Source organism: Gluconacetobacter sacchari (genome assembly GCF_014174255.1).
Classification (GTDB): domain Bacteria; phylum Pseudomonadota; class Alphaproteobacteria; order Acetobacterales; family Acetobacteraceae; genus Gluconacetobacter; species Gluconacetobacter sacchari.
Genome location: NZ_JABEQJ010000017.1, coordinates 14,884 through 39,643 on the forward strand (window position 1 = coordinate 14,884; position 24,760 = coordinate 39,643).

Sequence of the window (24,760 nt, forward strand, 5' to 3'; positions counted from 1 at the left end):
ACGAGTGACCGTATTGTCAATTGGTCACATAAAGCCACGCGCTAAATTCACGGCGCGAGGCTTCTCAAGACGAGACTGGCCAGCGTCGCCGCATCATCGTCCAGCGTGTCCATGTGCTGTTCGAGCAGGAGAGGGTGATAGATCGACTGCAGGACCAGCATGATAGCGTGACAGGTCTCGTCAACGGGCGTCTTGCGCTCGAACTCGCCGCCCTCGCGACCTTCATGGATCAGACGCTCCACCATGCCACGCAATGCCTCGACAAAGCTCCTGGAAGACGTCCACTCCTCCTCCACTGCCGAATAGACGATGTCGTGCAGCTTACGCTCATGAGAAAACAGCGCGACGGTATTGCGCGCCAACGCAAGGAAAACCCGGCGCATTCTGTCGGATGCCGACTTGTTATCCTCAATGATTGCCTGGAGATCCGCGTGCATCTTGCCGTGCTGGAGCGCGCAGATCGCTTCGCCGATCGCCTTCTTCGAGTCGAAGAATTTGTAGATATAGGCTTTCGACAGACCGATGGCGTCAGCCAGATCCGCCATCGTGGTCTTCTTGTATCCGTAATGCCCGAAATGTTCGATGGCCGCCGTCATGATCTGATCCCGACGTTCATGATCGACCGGGCCGCGTTGTCCGCTGCGAGGCGCGCGCATCCTGTTCCTCCTGACTGAAATCCGCCTTCTAGATAGGACGTCGGTTATAAATTGACAACGAGTGACGTATGTGTATATCGGTCACTAGACAACGCCGGGACGTCGCGTGTCCGGGCTGATCGAAAGTCGACCACCATGAACCTTTCGCTTCCCGCACCCAAACTGAACGCCAATCGCACGAGGCACAGGGGAGTGGCTCCCGCAGTAGCCTTGACCATGACGCTCATGACAACGGCCTGCGCGGTCGGCCCCAACTATCATGCACCCGATACGCATCTTCAGCCCTTCCACAGTGCTGCCGCTGTCGACATGCGACAAGTCACCTCGACTCCACCGTTAGATACTTGGTGGGAGGGATTTCACGATCCCGAACTAGTCCGCATAGAACAGCGTGTCCTGACCCAGAACCTTGATCTCGCGGCCGCCATAGCGCGCGTCCGCCAATCTCGAGGTGCCGCTGAGGCCGCCACGGCGCGCCTGCTCCCCACTCTGGATTTCAACCCGCAGGCCTCCGCGAACCGGCTGTCGCAGGAGGGGCTGATCGGCCATGTCGTTCGCACCATACCGAGCTTTCACCGCGATTATCGCACTTATGACGTAAGTGGCGCTGCGAGCTGGGAAATCGACCTGTTCGGCGGCCTACGACGTGGGCAGGAAGCCGCACGTGACGAAGCGGAAGCCGCACAAATGGAGCGTGTGGGGGAGCGTATCATGATCGCCGCCGACGCGGCAGACGCCTATTTCCAAATCCGCGGAGATCAAGCCCGCCTGGCCGTCGCGGAAAAACAGATCACAGTGGACGCCCATCTACTGGAACTGGTGCGTCAACGGCGAACAAGCGGCGTTTCGAATGAGCGGGAACTGGCCCAGGCCGAGGCGTTACTGCAATCGGCGCGCCAGACCGTGCCGCTGCTCCGCATCGCACTCGAAGCGCAGCTCAATCGGCTCGACGTACTAATGGGCGTGCAGCCCGGTACCTATGCCGCCGAACTGGGAACGCCGTCTGAAATTCCGGCCATCCCTGCCATCGGCGGTACCAACAAACCCACGGACGTGCTGCGCCGCCGACCGGACATTCTGGCTGCTGAACGCAGACTGGCGGCATCAAATGCGAGGATAGGCGCGGCACTCGGCGACTATTACCCCAAGCTCTCTCTTTCGGGCATCCTCGGCTTTCAAAGCATCAATCCTCAGCATCTATTTACGGCACCGGGATTCCAGGCTGTCGGATCAGGCGCCATTCGCTGGCGGATCTTCGATTTCGGCAAGATCGACGCCGAGGTACAGCAGGCCCGTGGCGCCAATACCGAGGCCCTGGCGCGCTACCGGTTGACGGTCCTACATGCGGCCGAAGATGTAGAAAATTCTTTCACGACCCTGGTACAGACGGAGCAACGCAGTGGCGAATTGCAGACTGAAGTCGCCTCGCTGACCCGTGCACGCGATCTTTCCCAACAATCCTTCCAGGCGGGTGTCATCCCCTTGACTGATGTGCTCGACGCTGACCGGCAGCTTCTCGACTCGCAGGACCAACTGGCCCTTAACCGGGCGAACGCGGGGCGCGCGGCGGTTAGCTCCTTCAGAGCCTTGGGGGGCGGCTGGCCCACATGAGAGCGCTGATCAACCGAGCATGGCAGAGGGTTGGCTCGTTTCTCTTCTGCATACTTATTACTCTGCTTGTTCGTGGGGCAGAGATATTCGCACGTCTCCGTTCACGTCATGCGCAGCGCAAATCTTGAATATTTCAAACTGGCTGTGGAGGCCGGCAGCCTGACGCGGGCAGCCGGCCTCCATGGTGTGAGAGTTTCCACGTTCACGCGTGCAATCGACAAGCTCGAAGACGAGTTTGGTGTTACCTTACTGGAGCGAAACCATGCCGGGGTCCGCCTTACGGCAGCCGGTGACTTATTGTTTCGGAGAATCGTCACGCTGCTTGATGATCTGGATGAAGTCAAAGCCTTATGCCAAATGCTTGGAACAGGTCGCCGCGGGGTCGTTCGGATCGGTACCCTACTCCCTCCGGTCGGCGTCCAATTCAGGCTTGCATTATCGGTTTGGAAGTCGAAACATCCAGACATAAGAGTGATTTTTTACGAGATGGGAACACGAGACCTTCGATCCGCCTTGTTTCGTCGTCGTGTAGATGTGATTTTTTCCACGCCTTTTGCCAAATCCGGAGCGATTGAATCACTTCCGTTTTGCAGCGAGAACTTGATGGTGGCGCTGTCGAGCGAACACTCTCTGCATCAATATCCGAGTATCACGCGGGGACAATTGCGAAATGAGACTTTCTTGGTCCAGGACTGGGGGAGCGATCATAGTGTAAGGAACCATTATATGGAGATTCTCGGCAAGGATGTGAAGATTGAAACGCATCCTGCGGGAAAACAATCCGTCTTCGCGCTGGTAAGTGCCGGATATGGCGTGACACTTGCCGTCCAGAGTCAAGCGGAACGAGGCTTTCCGGGCGTCATTTTCCGGCCGCTACGGGAAAGTGATGCCCACCTGCCCATTCGCCTCGGCTGGGATGCCGGTCGCCAAGACGCGGTTACGGGCCGTTTCGTTGCTTTTATCCGCGATTTTGTTCGACAGCGCTAATTCGAAGACGCCGCGCCTTAGAAAACGCTCTGTCACCCTCCATGAAACGCGCGAGCATCGGCGGGATCAGCTTCGCCGGTGCGATTTCAGCCTGACCGTTCTGTTGCGCCAGCAGGCGCCCGTAAGCGACAAGATCGCGATGCACGGTCGCTGGCAGTTCCACGGTGAGCCGCACCGGCTTGTCATTCGCGATCGGCCCGAGCCTGAGTTTCGTCATCGGGAAACCTCCTGTCCGTAGGGGGTGAGAACCAGGTCACGATGCACCATCACCCGCACCGGAAAGCCCGGCCGGATGATGTTGGTGGGCTGGATATTCAGCGAGCGCCCGACGATCTGTTCGCCGATCTGGTTGAAGCCCTGCGAGCCGCCGGTCCGCAGGGCCTGGGCAATGCCGTTGCCGCCGCTGATATCGGCCTCGGAGCCGACGCTGAGGATGGTCGAGACCAGGGCAGCCTTGAAGACCTCGCCCCAATGATTATCGGTCTGATCCTGCAACCCGGCATAGCCGGCCGCATCCGCAGCCGGTTCGTTCTCCAGCACGATCGAATCTCCGGCACCGCGCATCAGCCGGGTCCAGACCAGCAGCACGCGGGTCTGGCCATAGGCGATCTGGGAATCATAGCGGCCGATCAGCTTCGCCCCCTGCGGAATCAGCAGGATTTTCCCGGTCGGAGAGTCATAGACGTTTTCCGTCACCTGGGCGGTGACCTCGCCCGGCAGGTCCGAACGGATACCGGTGATCAGCGCACCGGGTATGATCGAGCCCGCCTGGAGCACGTAAGGGCTGGGCGCAGGCACCAGACGCTCGGCGCTGACGGTGCGGTGATCGACCGGGCCGTCGAGGAATGCCTGCTTGCGATCGGCAGGAGCGCCGCTGGACTGGACTGCAGTCATACCGGGTGTCGCCGGCGTCGCGATATCCCGTCCCATCTGCGTCTGGGTGAACAGATGGCTGACCCGCGCGGCTTCCTGCTCCTGAGCGACGCGCTGCTTTTCCGGATCAGCGGGTGCGGCCGGTGTCGCCATGCCGGGGGCACCCACGCCCGCCTTGAGCAACGGCCGACCGAGATCGCCAGGCAGCGGCTGTCCGAGGCGCGGCGGATGGCTATAGTCGCCCGGCAGGTTCGCCAGCCCGTCCGGCGTGGTGCGGCCGCCGACATTATAAAGCTCGGCATTGCTCTTCGGTGGCACCGGCCTCAACGCCAGATAGAGCGCGCCGCCGACGCCGCCCAGGGCGATGACCGACAGGCACAGGATCACCTTGCGCGACAGCCGCGTGACCGGCGGCCGCGTCGTCCGCAGCCGCATCTCTCCAGATGGCCTGACAGCGGCCCCTGGCGTTTCGGTGCCGCCACTTCCGGCGCTGTCGTTCATGACCGCCGCGACCCGTCAGTGCGGACGATCCGCACTACCTGCTGGTGCTTCGCTCCCAGCCGCAGTTCGGCAGCGGCGAACAGGCGATCGACGATCATGCGGTTGCCGCGCACCCGGTAATTCACTAATTGCCCGTCGCCCTGCGGGCCGATCACCCAGAGCGGCGGCATTTCCCCTTGAGAGATCCCGGTCGGAAACTCGATGAACACCTGCCGCCCGTCATCGAAAGCCCGCAACGGCCGCCACGGCGCCTCGGCGCCCTCGATCCGGTAGCGGAAATTCAGCGCATCGAGATCGACGCCGGTCGCGATCGGATTGCCAAGGTCCGCTTCACGATCCTGGCCGCGCAGGGCAACGATCTGGTCCTGCGGATAATCCCACGACACCGACGCCATGTAGGTCCGCTCATCGGAACGTAGTTCCAGATGATAGGTGCGCCGGTCGGTATTGATGACCAGGTTGGTCGTCAGGTCCGGACGGGTCGGCTTGAGCAGGATGTGAATCCGTTTCGACACCCCTGCCCCGCTCTCGGTGTCGCCGATAATCCAGCGCACGGTATCGCCGACGGCGACCGGGCCGAAACCGACCAGCTTCTCGCCCGGCTGCAGCGCGATATCCGTGATTTCGCCCGGCGCCGCATAGAGCTGATAGAGCGCCCCCTCGGAAAACGGATAGACCTGGATCGCATTGAGATAGCCGGCCCGCGTCGGTTGGATCCGCGCCGCACTGTTGGCGCGCTCGACCCGCTGGTGCGGATCCGTCGGGTCCGGCACCGCATGCCGGGTTGGGATCGGCTTGAGCTGCCCCGGCAGCGGCAACGGCTCCGGCAGTGCCACCACCTGCACCGGTTTCGGCGGCTCTGGGGCGAGAACCGCCTGCCGGGGCGTATCGTCGTACCGGATGGAAGGCGGCTTCCACGAAGAGCAGGCCGCCAGCGGCACCAGCAGGATCATGAACGGCGCGATGGTGTTGAGGGTGCGCATCAGCCGAGTTCCCTGGACCAGTTGAGAGCGTGGATGTAGATGCCAAGCGGGTTCTTGCGCAGCCGTTCGGCATCGGTCGGGGTGTGGACTGCGATGGTCAGGATCGCACTCCAGCGCTCGGTCGCCGCCAATGCGCCGTCGACATAGCGACGCTCGACCCATTCCACCCGGAAACTGTCGTCGGAAGCGCGGATGACGCTGGCGATCTCGATCGCCACCTGCATCTTGCCGATCCGGCTGAACGGATCGCTGGTGCGGGCATAATCGTTCAGGGCCAGCGCCCCGCGGTCGGTGACGTAGTTATAGGCGTCGAGCCAGTTCTGCCGCAGCACCACCGGATCGGCCGGGATGCCGCGCACCTCGGAGATGAAGCGGGCCAGATACCAGGCGATCTGCGGATCGGTCGGCCGATAGGCGGTCGTCGCTGGCCCCACGGCCTGCGCCTGGCCGAGATGGTCGATCTGCACCACCCAGGGGGTGACGGTGCCGCGCAGCGACTGCCAGACCAGCCCGGCGGCCAGGCCGCCGCTCAAAGCGAGACAGCCGAAGAAGGCCAGCCGCCAGTTCCGGGCCTGGACGCGGGCCGAGCCGATGCGGTCGTCCCAGACCTGTCCGGCTTTGTGATAGGGCGTCTCGGGCTCCGGCGTCCGGCCGAAACGCACATTGGGGCGGCGGAACATGGCTATTCTCCTTCCGAGAGGTCGACGTCGTGACCGCCGCTGGGCCGGTCGCCGCCCTTGATCGCCTGCGCGGCCGCCTCAGCCCCGCCCTTGATCCGGTTGTTGCGCTGCATCCGGCTGGCCCAGGCCGGCGGTTTGCCGGCGGAACCTCCACCGCCGCCGCCCGAGGCCGTGGTACCGCCCGTCCCACCCGTGGCGGCAGCTCCGCCAGCCTGATAGCTGGTGCGGACACTGGTCATGGCCCGACGCAACGGGCTGGAGGCGGCGGACAGTCCAGTTTTCGCGACACCTGCCGCACCGCCGGCCTGATAGGCGGCGGTGGCGCCGCCCGCGACAAAAGCGCCACCACGCACGGCAGTAGCCGCAGCGCCCACGGCCAAGCCGGCTCCAGATGCGGCAGCCACGCCGGCACCGACGACCCCGGCCGCCGTGGCGACAGCGGAGCCCGCGCCCAACTGCGGCCCACCGGCGATCAGCCCATTGGCCAGCGCCGGGCCGAATACGGTCAGGCCCAGCAGCGTCAGGGACGCAAGGATCAAGGTCAGCGCATCATTGATAGTGGGCGGATTGTTGATGCCGCTGGTGAACTGGTCGAACACCGTCGAACCGATACCGACAATGACGGCCAGCATCAGCACCTTGATCCCGGACGACACGACGTTGCCCAGCACCTTCTCGGCGAGGAAGGCGGTGCGGCCGAACAGTCCGAAGGGTGCCAGCACGAAGCCTGCGAGTGTGGTCAGCTTGAACTCGATCAGCGCCACGAAAAGCTGAATCGCCATGACGAAGAAGCTGATGACCACGATCAGCCAGGCGATCAGCAGCACCGCGATCTGGATGGCGTTGTTGAAGATGGCGACGAAACCGACCAGCGAGGAGATCGAGGTCAGGATCGGCTTGCCGGCATCGATGCCGACCTGGGCCAGCCGCCCCGGCTGAAGCAGTTGCGCCTGGGTGAGATGCCCGCCACCTGCCTCGATGCCGAGGCCTGCGAAGGATTCATAGATGATCCGTGCCAGCCCGTTGAAGTTGCCGATAATGAAAGCAAACAGTCCGATGAACAGGGTCTTGCGGACCAGCCGCGCCAGCACGTCCTCATCCGGCGCCAGCGCCCAGAACAGCCCGGCCAGGGTGATGTCGATGGTGATCAACACACCGGCGAGCCAGTGAACATCGCCCTGCACCAGACCGAAGCCGGAATCGATATACTGGGTGAAGATGGCAAGGAAATTGTCGATGACGCCGGTGCCCTGCTGCATGGCGTCACCGTGTCACGTCGGGCGAGAAGAAGCGCTTGCGACTCTCGGCCCAGATCGCGACACAAGCCGGATCGCCGTCGGCCTTCATGCCCAGCGCCTGACAGCGCGCCAGATCCGAGGCGAGTGCGTCATGGTCCGATTGCATAACCACTGCCGCATGCGACGCCTGGTCCCGCTCCGCTTCCCGGCGGGCGTGCAGGGCCGATGCCATGAGCAGGGCGATCAGCAGAATAATGCCGATCGCCCGCCCCATCGTCGGCGCATCGGGTCGACGCCAGCGCATCAGTGGAACATCTGCGCGGTGCCAGGCGTGTAGCCGGTACCGTAATTGAGGAAATTCGTCAGTTGTGCCCTGCCCTGCTCCTCGCTCGCGACCTGACGCGCGCCTTCCAGCGCCTGGGCGCGGCCCATCGCCGTGACGACCGCGGTGAGATCGGCAAGCTGGCGCGTCTGCAGCGCGGCAAGCTGGTTCCCCGATTGCGCGGCCTGCAAGGCGCCACTCGCGGACTGACTCGACGTGACCAGACTGTCGATCTGGCTGCGCGTGGCATCGAGATTCTGCACCGCTCCGGTCTGCACGCGCAGCCCGTCCTGATAAGCGCCCCGTGCGTTCTGCCATCGGGTCTGCGCATCGGTAGTCATCTGCTTGGCCGAAACCGAATTCGTAAGCGCCTGCGGATAGATCTGCGAAAACGCCTGATCGATACTGGTCAGATTATAGGCCAATCCCTGCGCCTGGCCAACGATCTGCTCGGTCTGCTGGATTGATTGCTCCAAGGGTGCCAGCACCGAGAGCGGCAGGTTGGCGAGGTTGCGGGCCTGGTTCTCCAGCATGGTCGCCTCATTGAGCAGGCTCTGCGCCTCCTGGTTGACCTGCTGCAATTCCCGCGCCGCGATCAGCACCGTCTGGACATGGGCTGCGCCGTCATAGACCGCCCATTGCGCATGGGCCGGGACGCTCACGACGATGGATGAAAGGGCGCCAAATCCAGCCACGAACGCTGCTTTGCAGATCGACGAACTTCTCATGATCCCTCTCCCGGCCTGAGCATTTCGAGCGCCCAGTCCACGCCCCTGTGCGCCAGCCAGGCGGCCGCAAACCCGTCGCGGCCGTGCTGGGCAAAGATCCGGTCGATCGCGGCCTGATCGTCGGGCGACGACGCGGCGGTGAAAGCCAACGCCACCTCGGACAGGCCGAGATCGAACAGCCGGTTGCCTCTTCGGGACTGGCAGTAATAGTCGCGCTTGGGCGTCGCCCGGCTGAGGATCTCGATCTGACGATCATTCAACCCGAACCGGCGATAGATCGCGGTGATCTGCGGCTCCAGCGCCCGGTCATTGGGCAGGAACACCCGCGTCGGGCAGCTCTCGATCAGCGCCGGGGCGATCGGGCTGGCGTCGATATCGGCGAGCGACTGGGTGGCGAAGATGACGGAGGCGTTCTTCTTGCGCAGCGTCTTCAGCCATTCCCGGAGCTGTCCGGCGAAGGCACGATCGTCCAGCGCCAGCCAGCCCTCGTCGATGATCAGCAGTGTCGGGCTGCCGTCAAAGCGGTCTTCGATGCGATGGAACAGATAGGACAGTACGGCGGACGCGGCACCCGAGCCGATCAGACCCTCGATCTCGAAGGACTGAATGTCGGCCACGCCGAGCCGCTCATGTTCGGCGTCGAGCAATTGCCCCCACAGGCCACCAACACAATAGGGTTGGAGCGCCTGCTTCAGCGCCAGCGACTGGAGCAGCGCTGACAGGCCGGTGATGGTGCGTTCCGCGACCGGGGCCGAGGCCAGCGAGGTCAGCGCCGACCACAGATGCTCCTTGAGGTCGGGGACAACCGTGACGCCCTCGCGCTCCAGCAGGGTCGCCACCCATTCCGCGGCCCAGGCCCGTTCGCCCGGCTCATCGATCCGCGCCAGCGGCTGCAAGGCGACGGGATCGTTGCCATCCTGCGCCAGCGCGCCGCCGAGATCATGCCAGTCGCCGCCCATCGCCAGGGTAGCTGCACGGATCGAGCCACCGAAATCGAAGGCGAAGATCTGCGCCCCCGCATAGCGGCGGAACTGCATCGCCATGAAGGCCAGCAGCACGGACTTGCCCGCACCCGTCGGTCCAGCGATCAGCGTGTGGCCGACATCGCCGACGTGGAGTGCGAAGCGGAATGGGGTCGATCCCTCGGTGCGGGCATAGAACAGCGGTGGCGCCGCGAAATGCCCGTCACGCTCCGGCCCCGCCCATACCGCGGAGAGCGGGATCATATGCGCGAGATTCAGGGTCGAGACACAGGGCTGGCGGACATTGGCGTAGACATGACCCGGCAGGCTGCCGAACCACGCTTCGAGGGCGTTGACGCTCTCGCGCATGCAGGTGAAGTCGCGGCCCTGGATGGTCTTTTCCACCAGACGCAGCCGATCGGCGGCGACGGTCGGATCCTCGTCCCACACCGTGACGGTAGCGGTGACATAGGCCTGGCCGACCTGGTCGGTGCCGAGTTCCTGCAATGCGGCATCGGCGTCTGCCGCCTTGTTGGCGGCATCGGAATCCAGCAGCACCGAGGCCTCATTGGTCATCACCTCCTTGAGGATGGCCATGATGGATTTGCGCTTGGCGAACCATTGCCGCCGGATCTTGCCCAGCGCTCTGGTCGCGTCGGTGCGGTCGAGGCAGATCGCCCGCGTCGACCAGCGATAAGGAAAGGCCAGCCGGTTCAACTCGTCGAGCAGCCCCGGCCAGGTCTGGGTCGGGAAACCGGTGATGGTGAGTGTGCGCAGATGGGCGTCACCCAGGCGCGGCTCCAGCCCGCCGGTCAGTTCCTCATCGACCAGGATCGCGTCGAGGTGCATCGGAATTTCGGGCACCCGAACCTGCTGCATGCGCGTGGAGATGCAGGAATGGAGATAGGTCAGGGTTTCGCCGTCATAGAGCCAGTCGGCCTCGGGCATGAAGCCGTCGAGCAGGGCCAGCACCCGATCGGTCTGGTCGATGAAGCCCGCGACCACCGCCCGCCAGTCCGAGCCGCCACGGGCGCGGTTCTCGTAGAGCCAGGCTTCCGCGCGGGCGGCATCGTCCGCCGGCGGCAGCCAGACCAGGGTCAGGAAATAGCGGCTCTCGTAATGCGCCCCCTCTTCCTCGAACTGCGCCCGACGCTCGGCGTCGACCAGTTCGGAGGCCGGATCGGGGAACGGGCTGGCGGGATAGCCCCGTGCCGGACGGCGTTGCGCCTCGACAAATATAGCCCAGCCGGAGCCAAGCCGCCGCAGGGCGTTGTTCAGGCGGGACGTAATCGCAACCAGTTCGGACGCGGTCGAGGAGTCGAGGTCCGGGCCGCGAAACCGGGCGGTGCGCTGGAAGGCGCCGTCCTTGTTCAGCACCACGCCCTTGGCGACCAGGGCCGCCCAAGGCAGGAAATCGGCGAGCCGGTCACGGCGATGGCGGTATTCGGCGAGGTTCAGCATAGCGCCCTCACCCGACCAGATGGGTGGGATAGCGCAGATGCCGGCGCACCACGTCCACGAAGGCCGGATCGCGTTTGGCCGCCCAGACGGCAGCGAGATGGCCGACCAGCCAGAAGATGCCGCCGGCGATCCACAGCCGCAGGCCGAGCCCGATCGCCGCCGACAGCGTGCCGTTGACGATCGCCACCGTGCGCGGCGCGCCGCCGAGCAGGATCGGCTCGATCAGGGCGCGATGCACCGGGGCGGTGAAGCCGGGGACGGCGTCCGGTTCCATCAGATCAGTGCCCCGCCCGAGAAGGAGAAGAAGGACAGGAAAAAGCTGGAGGCGGCAAAGGCAATCGACAGGCCGAAGACGATCTGGATCAGGCGGCGGAAGCCGCCCGAGGTCTCCCCGAAAGCCAGAGTCAAACCGGTCACGGTGATGATGATCACCGAGATAATCTTGGCCACCGGCCCCTGCACGGATTCCAGGATCTCGTTGAGCGGGGTTTCCCACGGCATGCTGGAGCCCGAGGCATAGGCCGGGGCCGACAGCAGGGCGAGCGACAGGGTGGCGCCGGCCACGGCGAGGCGGCGGCGCAGGGCGATCATGCTTGTCATGACGGATCTCCGGCGGGTGCGAGGATGTAGTCCCCGTCCGGGGTCAGGCCCTGGACGGTGGCGAGCTCGGCCAGCCGGCGCGCGCTACCGCGCCCGGACAGGACCGCGATCATGTCGATGGTCTCGGCGATCAGGGCGCGCGGCACGGTGACGACGGCTTCCTGGATCAGTTGCTCCAGCCGACGCAGGGCGCCGATCGCCGACCCGGCGTGCAGGGTGCCGACACCGCCGGGATGCCCGGTGCCCCAGGCCTTGAGCAGGTCCAGCGCCTCGGCGCCGCGCACCTCGCCGATCGGAATCCGGTCGGGGCGCAGGCGTAGCGAGGAGCGCACCAGGTCGGAGAGCGAGGCCGCGCCGTCTTTTGTGCGCAGGGCGACCAGATTAGGAGCCGCGCATTGCAATTCGCGCGTGTCTTCGATCAGCACCACCCGGTCGCCGGTCTGCGCGATCTCGGCCAGCAGGGCGTTGACCAGCGTGGTCTTGCCGGTGGAAGTGCCGCCGGCGACCAAGATGTTCTTCCGCTCGGCGGCGGCGCGGCGCAGAAACTCGGCCTGTGCGGCAGTCATGATCCCGGCTGTCACGTAATCGTCGAGCGAGAACACCGCGACCGCCGGGCGTCGGATGGCAAAGCAGGGTGCGGCCACCACCGGGGGCACCAGCCCCTCGAACCGCTCCCCGCTTCCCGGCAGTTCGGCGGAGACGCGCGGGCTTCCGGGATGCACCTCGACCCCGACATGATGGGCGACCAGGCGGACGATGCGCTCGGCGTCGGCGGGCGCGATCCGGGTGCCGGTGTCCTCCATCCCGCCGGCCAGCCGGTCGATCCACAGTCGACCGTCGGGATTGAGCATCACCTCGACGATCGATGGATCGTCGAGATGCCCGGCAATCGCCGGGCCCAGGGCGGTGCGCAGCATGCGTGTGCCGCGGGCGACGGCTTCGGAGCGGAAGGGAGCGATGGACACAGGAAACCCCGCGATTGACCTCCTGAGGGAGGCGATGGATCAACGGGGTCGATTAGAAAGAGGCATAGACACGGAAGCGCAACAAGTCTCTGGGGTCGTAGGGCGCTGGGATAGAAGAACTTGCATAGGGGTGTGTCGCCGTTTCGGCGGTGACGGGACGACTGGGCGCTGCTACCGTTTTCCGGAATCGACCACGACACGGACCTGCGCCCGCATGAGCAAAGCCTTCATTGCCGCCGTTCTTCAGGACTCGCTGGACTGCACCGGCGTTGCCGCCGCCAAGGCCGCCGATGATCTGGTCGGAGCCATTGTCACCGAGCTGAAGCTGGAGGGCGGGTTCACGCTGCCATCCTTCGGGACGTTCACCGTCCACAAGACCAAGGCCCGCAAGGCGCTCAATCCTCGCACCGGCGAGCCGGTGAAGGTCAAGGCCGGCAAGACGGTGCGCTTCAAGGCAAGTCCCAACCTCAAGAAGATGGTCTGATCGTACATGCCGTCTAATAACTGTCAAACAATGTTTTTTGACAACATGAACACGTTGGTCCGCAGACTTCCGCCTTTGTGTCAGATCCACTCAATTCCAATGAAACTTGTCAAAAGCAGATGTATAAATATAGTGATTGATTTTGACATAATCCTGTCAACTTCCGCCTGAAGGGCCGAAATTCAATTTAGTTGCAATGTTTTTTCGAGGACAAGAAATGGTATCGCTAACTGGCAATATACGAAATAGGGTCAACAAACTTCCAAAGCCCTCTAACAATACCCAAGCGTTGCAGCCCCTATTTGAAGCAGTTAGCAATTCAATGTATGCGGTCGATGATCGCTATAAAGATACATCACATCATTCTGGACAAATAAAAATTACAGTAAGGCACATAAAGGATCCGGAAAAAATAGAAATAATTGTTGAAGATAATGGAATTGGCATAGATGAAGATAGATATGCGGCATTTTGCACGGTTGATACTGATTTCAAGCGTGCAAAGGGCGGGAAAGGGGTTGGGAGACTGTTTTGGCTGGATGCCTTTTCTTCTATCGTAATTGAAAGTTATTATATGGAAGGAGACACTTCCCACCGCCGATGCTTATCATTTGAATTGAAAAATAAAGACCAGATTACGGATGCAATTATTGATCAAAAATTCAGAACTCTTTCCGGCATTGGCACCAGCATTCGATTTAAAGGAATAAGGATTGAAGAATATTCAAAGTATTTCCCTAAAAGACAGGATACATTTCTTAGATATTTTGGGGCACACTTTATATCGGAGTTTTTAACGGGCTCTTGCCCTGAGATCACCGTAGATATAGACGGAAAACTTTCTAGATATCCAGAGCAAATATCTTCGTTGGTGGTCGGCAATCCGATGAAGACGGGAGAGTTCGAATTAGATGATTTTGGCAAGCTAGAAATAGTTGGATTTACGTGTGATAAAGCAGCAAGTACAGGGCTAGAAGGTTCACATCAACTCCATTTGTTGGCGCATGGTCGGACCGTTGAAACACGTAAGATTGATAACCTCCTTGGGGTTGAGTCGCTTACACGCGATGACAAGGACGATTTGGTTTTTCACGGCTGCTTGTCTGGAGCTTATCTAGACTCGCGAGTAAACGAAGGGAGGACAGCTTTCAATCTTCCTGAAAGTATTCTTAAAGAAATAACCAGGAAATGCGTTGACGAGATTAAGATTAAACTAATACCGGATCAGGTAAAAGCTTATAAAGGGAGACGAAAGGAACGATTTGAAGATTTCGTTAAATCGTATCCTATATATGGATTTGATAGTACAGATGCTCAATTAGATCGCCTCCCCATACATGCCAAGACACCAGAGGATTTTGCCTCGGGGCTGGTAAAATATCAGATACGCAATGATGAAGACAGACAAAGAAGAATAGAACTGGTAATAGATGCGCTTGATCGTGCTGAAGATATACCAGAGAATTTCACAAAATCTATTATCGAGGCAGCTGAGGGGATTCAGAACTCGGAACGTCTTGCGCTTGCGCAACATGTTGTCAGGAGAAAGCTGGTTTTAGAGATATTGGAAAAGCTTCTGTTGCGGCTTAGACGTCAGGAAGGAAAATCCGACAATTTTCAGCTTGAAAAGACACTGCATTCATTGTTTGTGCCAATGAATGTGCGCGGGGATGACCCAACGGAGTGCGAAAGTCGCTCACATGATTTGTGGATGATCGACGAAAGACTTGCGTTTACAAGAGCTTTTTCTTCAGACAAACGTCTTGATCAAATTTTGAAATCCGATGCAAGTGATGATCGTCCAGATGTCGTTATATGGGACTTTGCCGTTGGAATGGGCGTAATCGACCCATGGGCAGGTGAGGACGCCGTTGATATCTCGAAGCCGTTATCAAAAGTCTTAATTATAGAATTCAAACGTCCTATGAGGAAATCCTACCCTAAAGCAGAAGACCAAATAGAGAGGCAAATAGTGAAATATCTTTCACAACTCAAAGGTAATGAACTTGAGAGTTTCGGAAGAAAAAGGATTAGAATAGCGCAAGATTGCATTTTTCATTGTTTTGTAGTTGCCGATATAGTTGGAGATCTTGAAGAACAACTCTCAAGTTGGGAAACGACCGCCAATGGAGAGGGTAGAATCCGACGGCTCGGTGGCAATTACCAGGGCACCATCGAAGTGATCCAATGGCAGGACTTGGTGAATGATGCTTGGCAAAGAAATGCATCTACGTTGTTTGCTGCCGGGTTAAAACGCGGGATCATAAAATGATTTTTCAATAAACTGATCCATAAAATTAACCACAAAGCTCCGATTTCATATCACGTCGCCGAAGGCAGACTTTCAGATCCACGAGCGCCTGTTTGCTTTTCGCGTAGCAGACAGGCAGCAGTCGCCTGCAAACGGCACGAACATGACGTGGCCGTGCATTGCATCTGCTTTTCCACTACTCCCCTTAAAAATGAGGATATACTCGAATATGTTGGGCGGACTTGGCAGGCTATTAGCGGCCTTTGGAACGAGCGGCATAGATGTCTACGAATGGGCACAGACAGATGTCCAAAAAGTGCGCCTGCCAAACGGTCCAAACTGGGGAAATCTTGCTCACCCGCGCCCGAAACTTCAGTTCAACGGGTGGAAACTCGCTCATGCCGTGACCAAAGCCGACTATCTGGTTGAACGCGATCTGCTTTTACCTGGTCTAGGATTCCTCCTTCAGATAGATCACATCATCGATTTCTCAGCCGGCGCCAATCTCAGGCTCGTACCGGGCAGCGCCGCAACACTCAACGATTTCACACGAACCAGTTTGAGTGGGCGAGTTGGCCAGGGCCTATCTCTGCTTTTCGCGCAGAGCAAAGGCTATCACTTCGTCTGTCACTTGGCATCGGATGTGAACGTTGTGAGCCATATGTCTTCGCTTACAAAAAAATTGAAGGCAGCAGACTTTCTGTTCGAAGATAACAGGGGTGCGCGTATGATCTTGGAATCCAAGGCATCATTTTCTCAGCCCACGAATGACCCTACCCTGATCAAGTCCATTCTCAAAGCCGCGTTAACGAGTCAGGTCGACTACTGGATGACTCGGCTCACCCCTCCGGCTTCAAAAGGCTTCGCACTCTATTCGTGCCTTCGTGAAACCGGCAATGCTATTCCCTCTGCCTTGATATTCGTTGACCCGCCTGAGCAACCAACCCACCAACCTGTTGACATACCGCAAGATCAGGTTCGCCGCCGCAACTACGCTGCATGGCTGACGGCAATGGGGCTAACTGAGACTGCGCGAGCGCTCCTACAGCCAAGCCGAGATGGCCGTAGGGCGATTGAACTTCCTCTTTTCCAGATCGGGCCGCGACAATTCGCTGTCGCTGTTCAGTCCTACTCACACGATGGAGAGCGGTGGCTGGGCATGGGCCTCGACGTTTCTGTCCTCAACGCGATCAGCGCCGCCCTTGGTGGCGAAGATGGTCCACTTCTGGCCTATGAAAGATTGTTCACTGACGGACTAGACATGGCCATGGCGGAGATAGAGTCCGGCAGCATATTCCCAGACGGCTCTTATTTCGGGGAGCTCAATATAGATGCACAACTCACAGGATTTCAATCGTTTCTGCTCTGAAGCGCGTTTTAGGGCAGGAAACGGAGAGACATAAACGCGGATCCTAGATGGAGGGCTCGAAAAACCCTCTGGTTTTGCGGCTTTCTCTGTGATTCCATTTCTTCTGCGTTGATTGAGGGAATAGCGCTATGAAGCAGTCTGGTTTCTTTGACGTTGAAGAGCGGCTTGCCCGATTGAGCGGGCTTGGCGATCAGCTCGAAGCGTTTTCCCGGACTGTGGATTTTGAAGTCTTCCGCCCTGATCTGGAGCAGGCTTTGGCGTATTCAGACGGCAGTAAAGGCGGGCGTCCGCCGTTTGATCCGGTACTGATGTTCAAGATCCTGATGATCCAGACGCTGAATAATTTGTCTGATGAGCGGACAGAGTATCTGATCAATGACCGCCTGTCGTTCATGCGTTTCCTTGGCCTGGGGCTGTCGGACCGTGTGCCGGATGCCAAAACGGTCTGGCTGTTCCGTGAACGCCTGACCCAGGCGGGAGCCATTGAAAGACTGTTTGGCCGGTTTGATGCAACTCTGCGGAACGCCGGTTATCTCCCGATGTCCGGCCAGATCCTGGATGCCACACTGGTAGCTGCTCCCAAGCAGCGCAATACGAACGCTGAGAAAGCCGATCTTCGGGAAGGGCGTATTCCTGAAGACTGGCAGGACAAACCCGCAAAGCTGTCGCACAAGGACCGTCATGCGCGCTGGACACTGAAGTTCACCAAAGCAAAGCGGCAGGATGATGGAACCATGCCATCCAGCGATCTCGCCATCCCGTTCTTTGGCTATAAATCGCACATTTCCATCGATCGGAAATTCCGGTTCATCCGAAAATGGAAGACGACGGATGCCGCCGCCAGTGATGGTGCGCGATTGCGAGAAGGGCTGTTGGATAAAACCAATACGGCCTCAAGCGTTTGGGCCGACACGGCGTACCGCTCCAAAGCCAACGAAGACTTCATGGAAAAGCAGGGTTTTGTCTCAAAGGTTCACAGAAAAAAGCCGCATCTCAAGCCTATGCCCCAACATATCCAGAAATCGAATGCTGGAAAGTCGGTCATCCGCTCGCGTGTCGAGCATGTCTTTGCCGATCAGAAATCGCAAATGGGTTTGTTCGTCCGAACTATCGGTATCACCCGGGCCACCATGAGGATCGGCCTGGCCAATATCGTCTATAATATGCGCCGCTTCCTCTTCTTGGAGCGGATGAACGCGAGCGCGTAGTCATCCAGCCGGACAGCAGTCCCCGATCTGCTCAAAGCGCAGATCAAAAGCCAACCAAAAACCATCAATCAAATCACCAAAAGCCTTAAATCACCAGCCAAGCACATCAATCAACGGTTCTTCGATCCCTCCAGATGGCCGTCGCGATATCCCGGCTCGGTCGCCTCGCGTTACCGATCGTCTGCTTCGATGAACTTCTTCGGCAGTTCAGGTCAGGAACAGACCTCCGTCGACGTCGCACTAAGCAACCGGCTCTGGTCTAAAGCTGTCATAAAGGTGAACTCTGCGAATGACTGCGTTTCGGTCAATCTTTTCCCGAAGCAGTCATTCCGTTTATCCTGCAGCCCAGAACTAAATTTGAGAGAAGCCTCACAGCGTCAAGTATCCCGCCCTTCTACAACTGGCGCCAGGTCCAGCCTCACCTCATCGTCCAGAGTCGTCCCACGTGCCAACCTGCGCCCGACTGCCTCGATAAACCCGTCATACCGCTCCCGCCCCTTGCTCTGCGCAGCCGCGAGAGCTGCATCCGGCAAGGGCGGCGTGCTGGTCAGCCAGAACCGCACGAACACGGCCAATGATTCGTTCGAAATCGTGACCCGTCGCTCCATGCGCTCCAACTGCCGCGTCATCCGGTCCAGCCGCCGAGCCAACGCCGCTTCCAACCGCTCCGGCCCGTCCGGCGACAGGAACGATGCCAGCGCCGTCTCAACGATCAGCGCCTGCGGCACCTTCTTGCGGGCAGCGTAGGCAGCGAGCCTGTCGCTGAGATCGGCGGGTAGCCGGATCGTGTGTTTGATCCGCATGGCGCTCATAGTCCCATCCGATCGCCGGGATCGAGCGAAACCTGACGCGCGAGAGCCCGTTCCCCGCGCCGCAGGGTCTGTGCCCGTGTGGTATCGTCCTCGGATTCATCCTCGGGCGGGTCGAACTCATGCACCGGTTTCCTCGGCGCCTGCACCACCTCTTCCTGTTCGGGCAGTTCCGGCTCACGGCGGATGCCGGCATTGGCGGGATCATCATCCCCATTGCTGGCAGGAGGCGGCTGCACCACATCGGCCCAGTCCCCCGGCGGCTGCGGTCCGATGGGTGGCGTTCCTTCCGGGGGCGGCGGCGGTTCGAACCGGGGTGGCGGCAGGATGCGTGCGGCCAGTTCGGCGTCCTCGAAATACCGCGCCTTGCGCGCCCGGATCGGCGGGCAGCCGGAAACCAGCACCAGTTCCTCGTCGGGGGAAAGCTGCATGATCTCGCCGGGCGTCAACAGCGGCCGGGCGGTTTCGTGGCGCGTCACCATCAAATGCCCGAGCCACGGCGACAGTCGATGCCCGGCATAGTTCTTCGCGTCACGGATCTCGGTCGCGGTGCCGAGCGCGTCGGAAACCCGTTTGGCGGTCCGTTCATCATTGGTCGCAAAACTGACCCGGACATGACAGTTGTCGAGGATCGAATTGTTCTGGCCATAGGCTTTCTCGATCTGGTTCAGGCTCTGGCCGATCAGGAAGCTCTTGATCCCATAGCCTGCCATGAAGGCCAGCGCACTTTCGAAGAAATCCAGCCGCCCCAACGCCGGGAACTCATCAAGCATCAGCAGCAGGCGATGGCGGCGCTTCGCCTCCAGTTCCTCGGTCAGCCGGCGGCCGATCTGATTCAGCACCAAGCGGACCAGCGGCTTGGTGCGGCTGATATCCGAGGGCGGCACCACCAGATAGAGCGTTGCCGGATGACTGCCGGCGACAAGATCGCGGATCCGCCAGTCGCAGCGCCGCGTCACATGCGCCACCACCGGATCGCGATAGAGGCCAAGGAACGACATGGCGGTGGACAGCACGCCCGAGCGCTCGTTATCGCTCTTGTTGAGCAGTTCCCGCGCCGAACTGGCGACCACCGGATGCACGACCTTTTTGCCGAGATGAGGCGTGGCCATCATGGCGCGCAGCGTGGTCTCGATCGCACGCTTGGGGTCGGAGAGGAAATTGGCCACTCCGGCCAGGGTCTTGTCCTCCTCGGCGTAGAGGACATGCAGGATGGTACCGACCAGCAGGGCGTGGCTGGTCTTTTCCCAGTGGTTCCGCTTCTCAAGGGCGCCCTCGGGATCGACCAGCACGTCGGCGATATTCTGTACATCACGGACCTCGCGCTCGCCACGCCGGACCTCCAGCAGCGGATTGTAGGCGGCACTAGCGAGGTTGGTCGGATCGAACAGCAGCACCCGGCCGAAACGGGCGCGCCAGCCGGCCGTCAGTGTCCAGTTCTCGCCCTTGATGTCATGGACGATGGCAGCGCCCGGCCAGGTCAGCAGCGTCGGCACCACCAGGCCGACGCCCTTGCCCGAGCGGGTCGGCGCAAAGCACAGCACATGCTCCGGCCCGTCATGGCGGAGATAGGCATCGCCGGAGCGGCCCAGCACCACGCCATCGGGCGCAAGCAATCCAGCGCGGCGGATCTCGCGCGGTTCGGCCCAATGCGCCGAACCATAGGTAGTGGCGCGTTTCTTCTCGCGGGCACGCCAGACAGACATTGTGATCGCGACGACGACAGCGGCAATGCCGCCCGATGCCGCGATGTAACCGCCCGTGGTGAAGATGTCCGGCGCGTAGGCGTCGTAGGCAAACCACCACCAGAAAAACTCGGGCGGATAATAGACCGGCCAGCCGAGCAGCGTGACCCACGGCGCGCCAAGCTGCGCCTGAAAGCCGAGCCGCCAGGCAGTCCACTGCGTCGCGGCCCAGGTGAAGGCGAGGATCACGGTGCTGACCGCACACACCGAGCCCCAGAGGATTTTGGTCTGGTTCATGACAGGAAACGACCAAACGGCTCGCTTCGCCAGCGTTCAAGGGCTAATTATGACGTCTCGGGCCGCCGGATAGGTGCGGATAATAAACGGACGATTTCCCGCCGACCTTTACGGCGGCAAGAATATCCAGAATCGTGCGCGTGCTGACACCGCTTCGCTCGCCCTGTTCCAGCAACTCGACAAGCGTGCGCTCATCTTGACGAGTGGCTGGATAACAGGTCGATGGCGCCTCATTTCGCCTTGTCATGCTGGGAAACTCCGATCGCCCTGTCGTCGCATGTGGAGAAGAACCCGATATGACAAAGATGCTTCCGCCGGCTGATCGCGTCCACGTTCTGATCGTCGTGATGGCGGCGAAGTTCATTGTCACTGGCGACGGCTGCGCGCAATCCCACTGGAAACCCTGACTTTACGAGTCGAATATCTGCGGCAGATCCCGTGCGCCATGTAGCACGCGGACGATGCGTACCTCGTCAGCGAGTTCGCGGAAGAACAGCACATAGCGGCCGTGAACAACGACCCTCAATCCAGGACTGATCTCATCGCGCGCCGGAAAGCTCCCCGGATGCTGCGCCGCAGTAGCTGCCTTCGCTTCCAGTTCGGCAACGAAACTCATGGCCCGCTCGGGATTGTCCTCGGCGATGTAGAGCGCGATTTCCAGAAGGTCAGCACGCGCGGCGGGAGCAAAGCCGAGCCGTTTCATCCCTGCGCGCGGCGACGGGCGATCACGTCGCGCAATTCGGCGAAGACGGTTTCGGCCGGGATGCTCGACCCGCTCTCATCACCAAGCCGGATCGCCTCGCGCAAGGTATCGAGATCGCGGCGGTCGGTATCGCGCCGGCGCATCCATTCGCGCAATGCCTCGCGCACCACCTCGCTGGTTGAGGCATATTCGCCGCCATCGACGGACTGGCGCAGGATCGCGGCCATCTCGGACGGCACGGTGATGGTCATACGTTCGATCGTTGACATGAGGCGGCTCCTCCCAAGCGGGCATACTTTATCATACTTATGAAGCACCCGCTTTGTCAGCCGAAAACCTGCAGGCGGGCCAGCCAACATCAAATCCCGAGCCCGCGCTTGCGCCCAAAATTCCAGTCCACCGCTCCACCCGGCGACATGGTCCCGGAAACCTGCCGTCCGAGCTTCTGCTCCAGCGCCGGGCGCCACGGCACGAACTGGAAGCCCAGCCCGTCATCGACCATGGCAAACCGACCCGAGGACAGGTCCACCCGTTGGCGATAGACCCCCGAGACGATCTCGCCTTCCTTCGCGGGCCGGTGCTCTAACCCGGTCTGCGCGGCGAGCCTGGTCGCCGCCTGATCAAGATCCCGCTGGCGCAGGGTGCCAATCAAATCGGGTGCGAACACCACCCGTTCGCCCTGCCGCCGGGCCAGCCCCTCGGACGCCAGATGGTCGATCCGCCGCGCCATCGCCGCGCGGACCTCCGCGCCGAAGCCCGCATTGGCCAGTGCCGGCTCTTTTGCGAGTAACTGGCGATCTAGCCAGGTTGCACCGGGTGCCGTCACCTGCTCGGCCAGCGTGAAGTCCGAGCGCGTCGCCAGTGACAGGCACTGCGTGCCTTTGGCATCCTCCCAACTCCGGGTCTCGACAATCGCACCGGTCCTGGCATCGCCGGTCAACTCCAGATCGGGGAAGCGGACATGATGCGTCCGCCCGTCGGTGCCGGCTATGACCACGTAGCCGGAGCCTTTCAGTTCGTCATCCAGCCCGCGCTCGACCAGCCGGCCAATGACGGGATCGGCCAGCGTCTCGCCGTGGATCGCGAAACCCGCGACATCGGGTTCCACCCCGCCGCCGACCATCGCGCGGTGCATGGTCTTGATGATGTCGCCCCGGATGGAAAGATCGCGCAGCGTCGCCTCCAGCCCCGGCTTGAGAGCCCAGCGCGCTACCCCGACTCGTTCGGCCAGGCCAAGCCCTTCCAGCTTGGTCGCCCGGCCAACCAGCAGGCGCCGCAGTTGCGGGTCTTCGGCACCCGCGCCCGGCCGCAGATCGACGATGCCGCCCCCTTGGTCGCTGATGTCCTGCAGCGCGCGATCGAGGCTGGTCCAGCGGTCGGCGCCGATCTCGGTCTCCAGGGCGGTGCGGATTTCCTGTTCGCTGCGCGGGCCAAGCTCCAGCGTCACCCGTTCGGCGGCACGGTCGCGCAGTCCCTGACTGATATAGGCGCGGCTGATCACCAGATCCTTGCCGTCATCGGCCACCCCGCGCACCAGGATGTGGACGTGCGGATTGTCGGTGTTCCAGTGATCCACCCCGACCCAGTCCAGCTTTGTGCCGAGGTCGCGTTCCATGTCCTGCATCAGTTCCCGTGCGAAGCCCCGCAGGTCTTCCATCCGCGCCGCATCCTCGGGCGAGACGATGAAGCGGAAATGATGCCGGTCGTCTTCACAGCGTTCCGCGAAGGCCTTGCTGTCCGCTTCGTCAGACCCGGCATCGAACAGATGGGCCTTGGCACCGTCGCGGGTCACGCCCTCGCGTCTCAGATAGGCGATGTGGCGGGCGAGCGGCGCGGAACGAAGCCGCGTGCCCTGCTGGCGAACAACGCGCGCCTTGACCACGACCCGACGGGCATTGCTGCGCAGCCGCATGGACAGCGCCGCGCGTCGGCCGCGTCCGAAGCGGGAACCGCCGCCACCTCCCCTGCCCTTCGCGCCGAACCGGGTGCCGGTATGACCGGCCCTTTTCGCGGCACGCATGACCTCGCCGACGAAGGATTTCGGTCGTGCGCCCTGATTGCCATGCTGGATGCGTCCGGGCCGGACAGTCAGGCCGTCATCGCGCGTCGCCATGGCCCGCTCTCCGCTTCGATGTGCGCCTGACGGCGCCCGGGCCGTTGAAAAGATTAGGAAAAATGCCCGGACAGCCGCAGGCGGTGCGGGGTGAGAGGACAAATTCCCCAATCAAACCAACCACATGCAGCCCTGAACGGGCGCTGCTTTTACCTTGCCGTCCTTCCCTCCGTTGCCAGCCTCCCCCCGGCACCCCATCCCCAATCCACCCATAGCCCGCCAGCGCCCGATGGACCGGAACGGGGATCATCGGCGCGCCTCCCCATGCCCTGACGCGATGAACAGCCCGGCCGATTGCGGTGCGAGCGCCGTCCAGTCGGTCATTCGGGAACCAGATGAATGTGCCGGATCGTGTGCGCTATCGACAGGCCCGGACGCATCGCCCGTGCGCAGGAATGAGGCCGGAAAGAGGGAAGAATCCTGCCATGATGGTGCAGCCAGAGCGCCGACCGCGATGTCATCGGCAAGCGGAAGAGCCAGCCGCGCGCTGACCGACGCGACGTAGTTCCGCGTCTCGGCAGGCAGCGGCCGGCCGGTCGCGAGATGCTCGTCATAGCGCGCGGGACCGGCATTGTAAGCGGCGAGAAACCCGGCCTCGCCGTAGCGATCCCGCATCCAGCGCAGATAGGTCGCACCCGCCAGGATGTTGTCGTGCGGGTCGAACGGATCGTCGCCAAGGCCGAGCGACGTGCGCAGGCTGGCCCATGTTCCGGGCATCACCTGCATGAGCCCCATCGCACCCGCCGATGACACGGCCCGCGCATCGCCTCGGCTCTCCGCGTGCAGGACGGCAGCGATCCATGCGGCCGGAATCTGCGCGCGCGTGGCTGCTTCCGCGATCATGTCGGTGTAGGGATCGGCGACCGCGACATGCCCGGATATCGTCATGGAAACGACGACCGGAAGCGCGACACCGAACAGCCGTGGCCCCATTTTACCGCCGATCATCGCGCTTCACCGGACGGTTCCAGACCAGATGGAAGGCACGTCCCTGACGGTCGGACTGGAACAGGTTGGCCCGGATCGGCTGCGCCAGTATGGGGTCGTCGAGAACCAGCGAGAGATAGGTGCCCGCCTTCTCGCCGGTGCGTTTCCAGGCCGCGCCGACCTCCGGTCCGGCATCGGCGTCACCAAGATGGACGCGATAGTCGGGCGCATGCTCGGCGTCCGACGATGTCGCCAGCACGATCGTCAGTTCGACGTCGAGGGCGAGCGTGCGCAGGCGCCCGGCGAAGCCGTCAGACGTGCGCGTGAAAGTTCCAATCTGGGCCATG

25 protein-coding genes are annotated in these 24,760 nt (G+C 61.4%); 6 read left to right on the forward strand and 19 right to left on the reverse strand.

Annotated elements, in window-relative coordinates; translation table 11 throughout:
• Positions 1-47: 47 nt before the first annotated feature.
• A complete protein-coding gene (locus HLH48_RS13280; protein WP_012224151.1) occupies positions 48-656 on the reverse strand; it encodes a TetR/AcrR family transcriptional regulator in 609 nt (202 codons plus the stop codon).
• Positions 657-872: 216 nt separating this feature from the next.
• Between HLH48_RS13280 and HLH48_RS13285 the strand changes: the two genes are divergently transcribed.
• Together HLH48_RS13285 and HLH48_RS13290 are read left to right on the forward strand one after the other, a co-directional pair.
• A complete protein-coding gene (locus HLH48_RS13285; RefSeq protein ID WP_246387322.1) occupies positions 873-2,267 on the forward strand; it encodes an efflux transporter outer membrane subunit in 1,395 nt (464 codons plus the stop codon).
• 108 nt (positions 2,268-2,375) lie between these two features.
• Complete coding sequence (locus HLH48_RS13290) at positions 2,376-3,254, forward strand: LysR family transcriptional regulator (RefSeq protein ID WP_012224147.1); 879 nt, start codon at positions 2,376-2,378, stop codon at positions 3,252-3,254.
• Here HLH48_RS13290 and HLH48_RS13295 read toward each other — a convergent pair.
• Genes HLH48_RS13295 through trbB form a run of 11 tightly spaced genes read right to left on the reverse strand, consistent with a single transcriptional unit; the run spans position 3,226 to position 12,567 of the window.
• Complete coding sequence (locus HLH48_RS13295; RefSeq protein ID WP_012224146.1) at positions 3,226-3,471, reverse strand: DUF2274 domain-containing protein; 246 nt, start codon at positions 3,469-3,471, stop codon at positions 3,226-3,228. The two genes, HLH48_RS13290 and HLH48_RS13295, sit on opposite strands and share 29 nt — an antisense overlap.
• Positions 3,468-4,628 carry a TrbI/VirB10 family protein gene (locus HLH48_RS13300; protein WP_176613990.1) on the reverse strand — a complete coding sequence of 387 codons (1,161 nt, stop codon included), beginning with the start codon at positions 4,626-4,628 and terminating at the stop codon, positions 3,468-3,470. The genes HLH48_RS13295 and HLH48_RS13300 overlap by 4 nt, the downstream gene beginning before the upstream one ends.
• Positions 4,625-5,611 (reverse strand): P-type conjugative transfer protein TrbG, encoded by a 987-nt coding sequence (gene trbG / locus HLH48_RS13305; RefSeq protein WP_176613989.1) that lies wholly within the window; start codon positions 5,609-5,611, stop codon positions 4,625-4,627. The genes HLH48_RS13300 and trbG overlap by 4 nt, the downstream gene beginning before the upstream one ends.
• Positions 5,611-6,291 carry a conjugal transfer protein TrbF gene (gene trbF, locus HLH48_RS13310; RefSeq protein WP_182998007.1) on the reverse strand — a complete coding sequence of 227 codons (681 nt, stop codon included), beginning with the start codon at positions 6,289-6,291 and terminating at the stop codon, positions 5,611-5,613. The genes trbG and trbF overlap by 1 nt, the downstream gene beginning before the upstream one ends.
• A gap of 2 nt (positions 6,292-6,293) precedes the next feature.
• Positions 6,294-7,550 carry a P-type conjugative transfer protein TrbL gene (gene trbL, locus HLH48_RS13315; protein ID WP_182998008.1) on the reverse strand — a complete coding sequence of 419 codons (1,257 nt, stop codon included), beginning with the start codon at positions 7,548-7,550 and terminating at the stop codon, positions 6,294-6,296.
• Positions 7,551-7,554: 4 nt separating this feature from the next.
• Complete coding sequence (gene trbK-alt, locus HLH48_RS13320) at positions 7,555-7,833, reverse strand: putative entry exclusion protein TrbK-alt (RefSeq protein WP_182998009.1); 279 nt, start codon at positions 7,831-7,833, stop codon at positions 7,555-7,557.
• Entirely contained in the window at positions 7,833-8,579 is a 747-nt protein-coding gene (gene trbJ / locus HLH48_RS13325) for a P-type conjugative transfer protein TrbJ (RefSeq protein ID WP_182998010.1), read from the reverse strand. Before trbJ ends, trbK-alt begins: the two co-directional genes overlap by 1 nt.
• A complete protein-coding gene (trbE, locus tag HLH48_RS13330) occupies positions 8,576-11,002 on the reverse strand; it encodes a conjugal transfer protein TrbE (protein ID WP_182998011.1) in 2,427 nt (808 codons plus the stop codon). Before trbE ends, trbJ begins: the two co-directional genes overlap by 4 nt.
• A gap of 7 nt (positions 11,003-11,009) precedes the next feature.
• Positions 11,010-11,276, reverse strand: a complete 267-nt coding sequence (locus HLH48_RS13335; protein ID WP_182998012.1) for a VirB3 family type IV secretion system protein — start codon at positions 11,274-11,276, stop codon at positions 11,010-11,012.
• Positions 11,276-11,602 carry a TrbC/VirB2 family protein gene (locus tag HLH48_RS13340; protein ID WP_182980273.1) on the reverse strand — a complete coding sequence of 109 codons (327 nt, stop codon included), beginning with the start codon at positions 11,600-11,602 and terminating at the stop codon, positions 11,276-11,278. Before HLH48_RS13340 ends, HLH48_RS13335 begins: the two co-directional genes overlap by 1 nt.
• Positions 11,599-12,567, reverse strand: a complete 969-nt coding sequence (gene trbB / locus HLH48_RS13345; protein ID WP_182998013.1) for a P-type conjugative transfer ATPase TrbB — start codon at positions 12,565-12,567, stop codon at positions 11,599-11,601. The genes HLH48_RS13340 and trbB overlap by 4 nt, the downstream gene beginning before the upstream one ends.
• Before the next feature lie 214 nt (positions 12,568-12,781).
• Here trbB and HLH48_RS13350 point away from each other — a divergent pair, with 214 nt between their 5' ends.
• The 4 genes from HLH48_RS13350 to HLH48_RS13365 all read left to right on the forward strand — a co-directional run bounded on the left by HLH48_RS13350 (position 12,782) and on the right by HLH48_RS13365 (position 17,879).
• On the forward strand, positions 12,782-13,051 hold the full coding sequence (locus HLH48_RS13350) for an HU family DNA-binding protein (protein ID WP_182998014.1): 270 nt from the start codon (positions 12,782-12,784) through the stop codon (positions 13,049-13,051).
• Between the two features lie 217 nt (positions 13,052-13,268).
• Positions 13,269-15,323: an ATP-binding protein gene (locus HLH48_RS13355; RefSeq protein WP_182998015.1), complete on the forward strand. Its 2,055-nt coding sequence runs from the start codon at positions 13,269-13,271 to the stop codon at positions 15,321-15,323.
• 208 nt (positions 15,324-15,531) lie between these two features.
• On the forward strand, positions 15,532-16,671 hold the full coding sequence (locus HLH48_RS13360; RefSeq protein WP_182998016.1) for a hypothetical protein: 1,140 nt from the start codon (positions 15,532-15,534) through the stop codon (positions 16,669-16,671).
• A 128-nt stretch (positions 16,672-16,799) separates the two neighbouring features.
• Positions 16,800-17,879, forward strand: coding sequence for an IS5 family transposase (locus HLH48_RS13365; RefSeq protein ID WP_116704383.1), 1,080 nt, complete (start codon positions 16,800-16,802; stop codon positions 17,877-17,879).
• A 377-nt stretch (positions 17,880-18,256) separates the two neighbouring features.
• On the opposite strand, the gene HLH48_RS13370 is transcribed toward HLH48_RS13365, so the two are convergent.
• From HLH48_RS13370 to HLH48_RS13400, 7 genes are all read right to left on the reverse strand, one after another.
• Positions 18,257-18,682, reverse strand: a complete 426-nt coding sequence (locus tag HLH48_RS13370) for a CopG family transcriptional regulator (protein ID WP_182998058.1) — start codon at positions 18,680-18,682, stop codon at positions 18,257-18,259.
• 5 nt (positions 18,683-18,687) lie between these two features.
• Positions 18,688-20,670, reverse strand: a complete 1,983-nt coding sequence (locus HLH48_RS13375; RefSeq protein WP_182998017.1) for a conjugal transfer protein TraG — start codon at positions 20,668-20,670, stop codon at positions 18,688-18,690.
• A 409-nt stretch (positions 20,671-21,079) separates the two neighbouring features.
• On the reverse strand, positions 21,080-21,373 hold the full coding sequence (locus HLH48_RS13380; RefSeq protein WP_182998018.1) for a type II toxin-antitoxin system RelE/ParE family toxin: 294 nt from the start codon (positions 21,371-21,373) through the stop codon (positions 21,080-21,082).
• Positions 21,370-21,642, reverse strand: coding sequence for a ribbon-helix-helix domain-containing protein (locus HLH48_RS13385; RefSeq protein WP_182998019.1), 273 nt, complete (start codon positions 21,640-21,642; stop codon positions 21,370-21,372). Before HLH48_RS13385 ends, HLH48_RS13380 begins: the two co-directional genes overlap by 4 nt.
• Positions 21,643-21,731: 89 nt before the next feature.
• Positions 21,732-23,486: a relaxase/mobilization nuclease domain-containing protein gene (locus HLH48_RS13390; protein ID WP_182998020.1), complete on the reverse strand. Its 1,755-nt coding sequence runs from the start codon at positions 23,484-23,486 to the stop codon at positions 21,732-21,734.
• 246 nt (positions 23,487-23,732) lie between these two features.
• Positions 23,733-24,434 carry a lytic transglycosylase domain-containing protein gene (locus tag HLH48_RS13395; protein ID WP_012222357.1) on the reverse strand — a complete coding sequence of 234 codons (702 nt, stop codon included), beginning with the start codon at positions 24,432-24,434 and terminating at the stop codon, positions 23,733-23,735.
• Positions 24,421-24,759 carry a DUF736 domain-containing protein gene (locus HLH48_RS13400; protein WP_012222356.1) on the reverse strand — a complete coding sequence of 113 codons (339 nt, stop codon included), beginning with the start codon at positions 24,757-24,759 and terminating at the stop codon, positions 24,421-24,423. Before HLH48_RS13400 ends, HLH48_RS13395 begins: the two co-directional genes overlap by 14 nt.
• Position 24,760: the final 1 nt, after the last annotated feature.

Bases quoted from the DNA above. Each gene is read 5' to 3' on its own strand.
- HLH48_RS13395 (WP_012222357.1), bottom strand. From the start codon at position 24,434: ATGATCGGCGGTAAAATGGGGCCACGGCTGTTCGGTGTCGCGCTTCCG.
- HLH48_RS13365 (WP_116704383.1), top strand. From the start codon at position 16,800: ATGAAGCAGTCTGGTTTCTTTGACGTTGAAGAGCGGCTTGCCCGATTG.
- HLH48_RS13385 (WP_182998019.1), bottom strand. From the start codon at position 21,642: ATGTCAACGATCGAACGTATGACCATCACCGTGCCGTCCGAGATGGCC.
- HLH48_RS13295 (WP_012224146.1), bottom strand. From the start codon at position 3,471: ATGACGAAACTCAGGCTCGGGCCGATCGCGAATGACAAGCCGGTGCGG.
- HLH48_RS13350 (WP_182998014.1), top strand. From the start codon at position 12,782: ATGAGCAAAGCCTTCATTGCCGCCGTTCTTCAGGACTCGCTGGACTGC.
- trbK-alt (WP_182998009.1), bottom strand. From the start codon at position 7,833: ATGCGCTGGCGTCGACCCGATGCGCCGACGATGGGGCGGGCGATCGGC.
- HLH48_RS13360 (WP_182998016.1), top strand. From the start codon at position 15,532: ATGTTGGGCGGACTTGGCAGGCTATTAGCGGCCTTTGGAACGAGCGGC.
- HLH48_RS13355 (WP_182998015.1), top strand. From the start codon at position 13,269: ATGGTATCGCTAACTGGCAATATACGAAATAGGGTCAACAAACTTCCA.
- trbE (WP_182998011.1), bottom strand. From the start codon at position 11,002: ATGCTGAACCTCGCCGAATACCGCCATCGCCGTGACCGGCTCGCCGAT.
- trbF (WP_182998007.1), bottom strand. From the start codon at position 6,291: ATGTTCCGCCGCCCCAATGTGCGTTTCGGCCGGACGCCGGAGCCCGAG.
- HLH48_RS13375 (WP_182998017.1), bottom strand. From the start codon at position 20,670: ATGAACCAGACCAAAATCCTCTGGGGCTCGGTGTGTGCGGTCAGCACC.
- HLH48_RS13300 (WP_176613990.1), bottom strand. From the start codon at position 4,628: ATGAACGACAGCGCCGGAAGTGGCGGCACCGAAACGCCAGGGGCCGCT.
- HLH48_RS13290 (WP_012224147.1), top strand. From the start codon at position 2,376: ATGCGCAGCGCAAATCTTGAATATTTCAAACTGGCTGTGGAGGCCGGC.
- HLH48_RS13340 (WP_182980273.1), bottom strand. From the start codon at position 11,602: ATGACAAGCATGATCGCCCTGCGCCGCCGCCTCGCCGTGGCCGGCGCC.
- trbG (WP_176613989.1), bottom strand. From the start codon at position 5,611: ATGCGCACCCTCAACACCATCGCGCCGTTCATGATCCTGCTGGTGCCG.
- HLH48_RS13335 (WP_182998012.1), bottom strand. From the start codon at position 11,276: ATGGAACCGGACGCCGTCCCCGGCTTCACCGCCCCGGTGCATCGCGCC.
- HLH48_RS13380 (WP_182998018.1), bottom strand. From the start codon at position 21,373: ATGAAACGGCTCGGCTTTGCTCCCGCCGCGCGTGCTGACCTTCTGGAA.
- HLH48_RS13285 (WP_246387322.1), top strand. From the start codon at position 873: ATGACGCTCATGACAACGGCCTGCGCGGTCGGCCCCAACTATCATGCA.
- HLH48_RS13370 (WP_182998058.1), bottom strand. From the start codon at position 18,682: ATGCGGATCAAACACACGATCCGGCTACCCGCCGATCTCAGCGACAGG.
- trbJ (WP_182998010.1), bottom strand. From the start codon at position 8,579: ATGAGAAGTTCGTCGATCTGCAAAGCAGCGTTCGTGGCTGGATTTGGC.
- HLH48_RS13280 (WP_012224151.1), bottom strand. From the start codon at position 656: ATGCGCGCGCCTCGCAGCGGACAACGCGGCCCGGTCGATCATGAACGT.
- trbL (WP_182998008.1), bottom strand. From the start codon at position 7,550: ATGCAGCAGGGCACCGGCGTCATCGACAATTTCCTTGCCATCTTCACC.
- HLH48_RS13400 (WP_012222356.1), bottom strand. From the start codon at position 24,759: ATGGCCCAGATTGGAACTTTCACGCGCACGTCTGACGGCTTCGCCGGG.
- HLH48_RS13390 (WP_182998020.1), bottom strand. From the start codon at position 23,486: ATGGCGACGCGCGATGACGGCCTGACTGTCCGGCCCGGACGCATCCAG.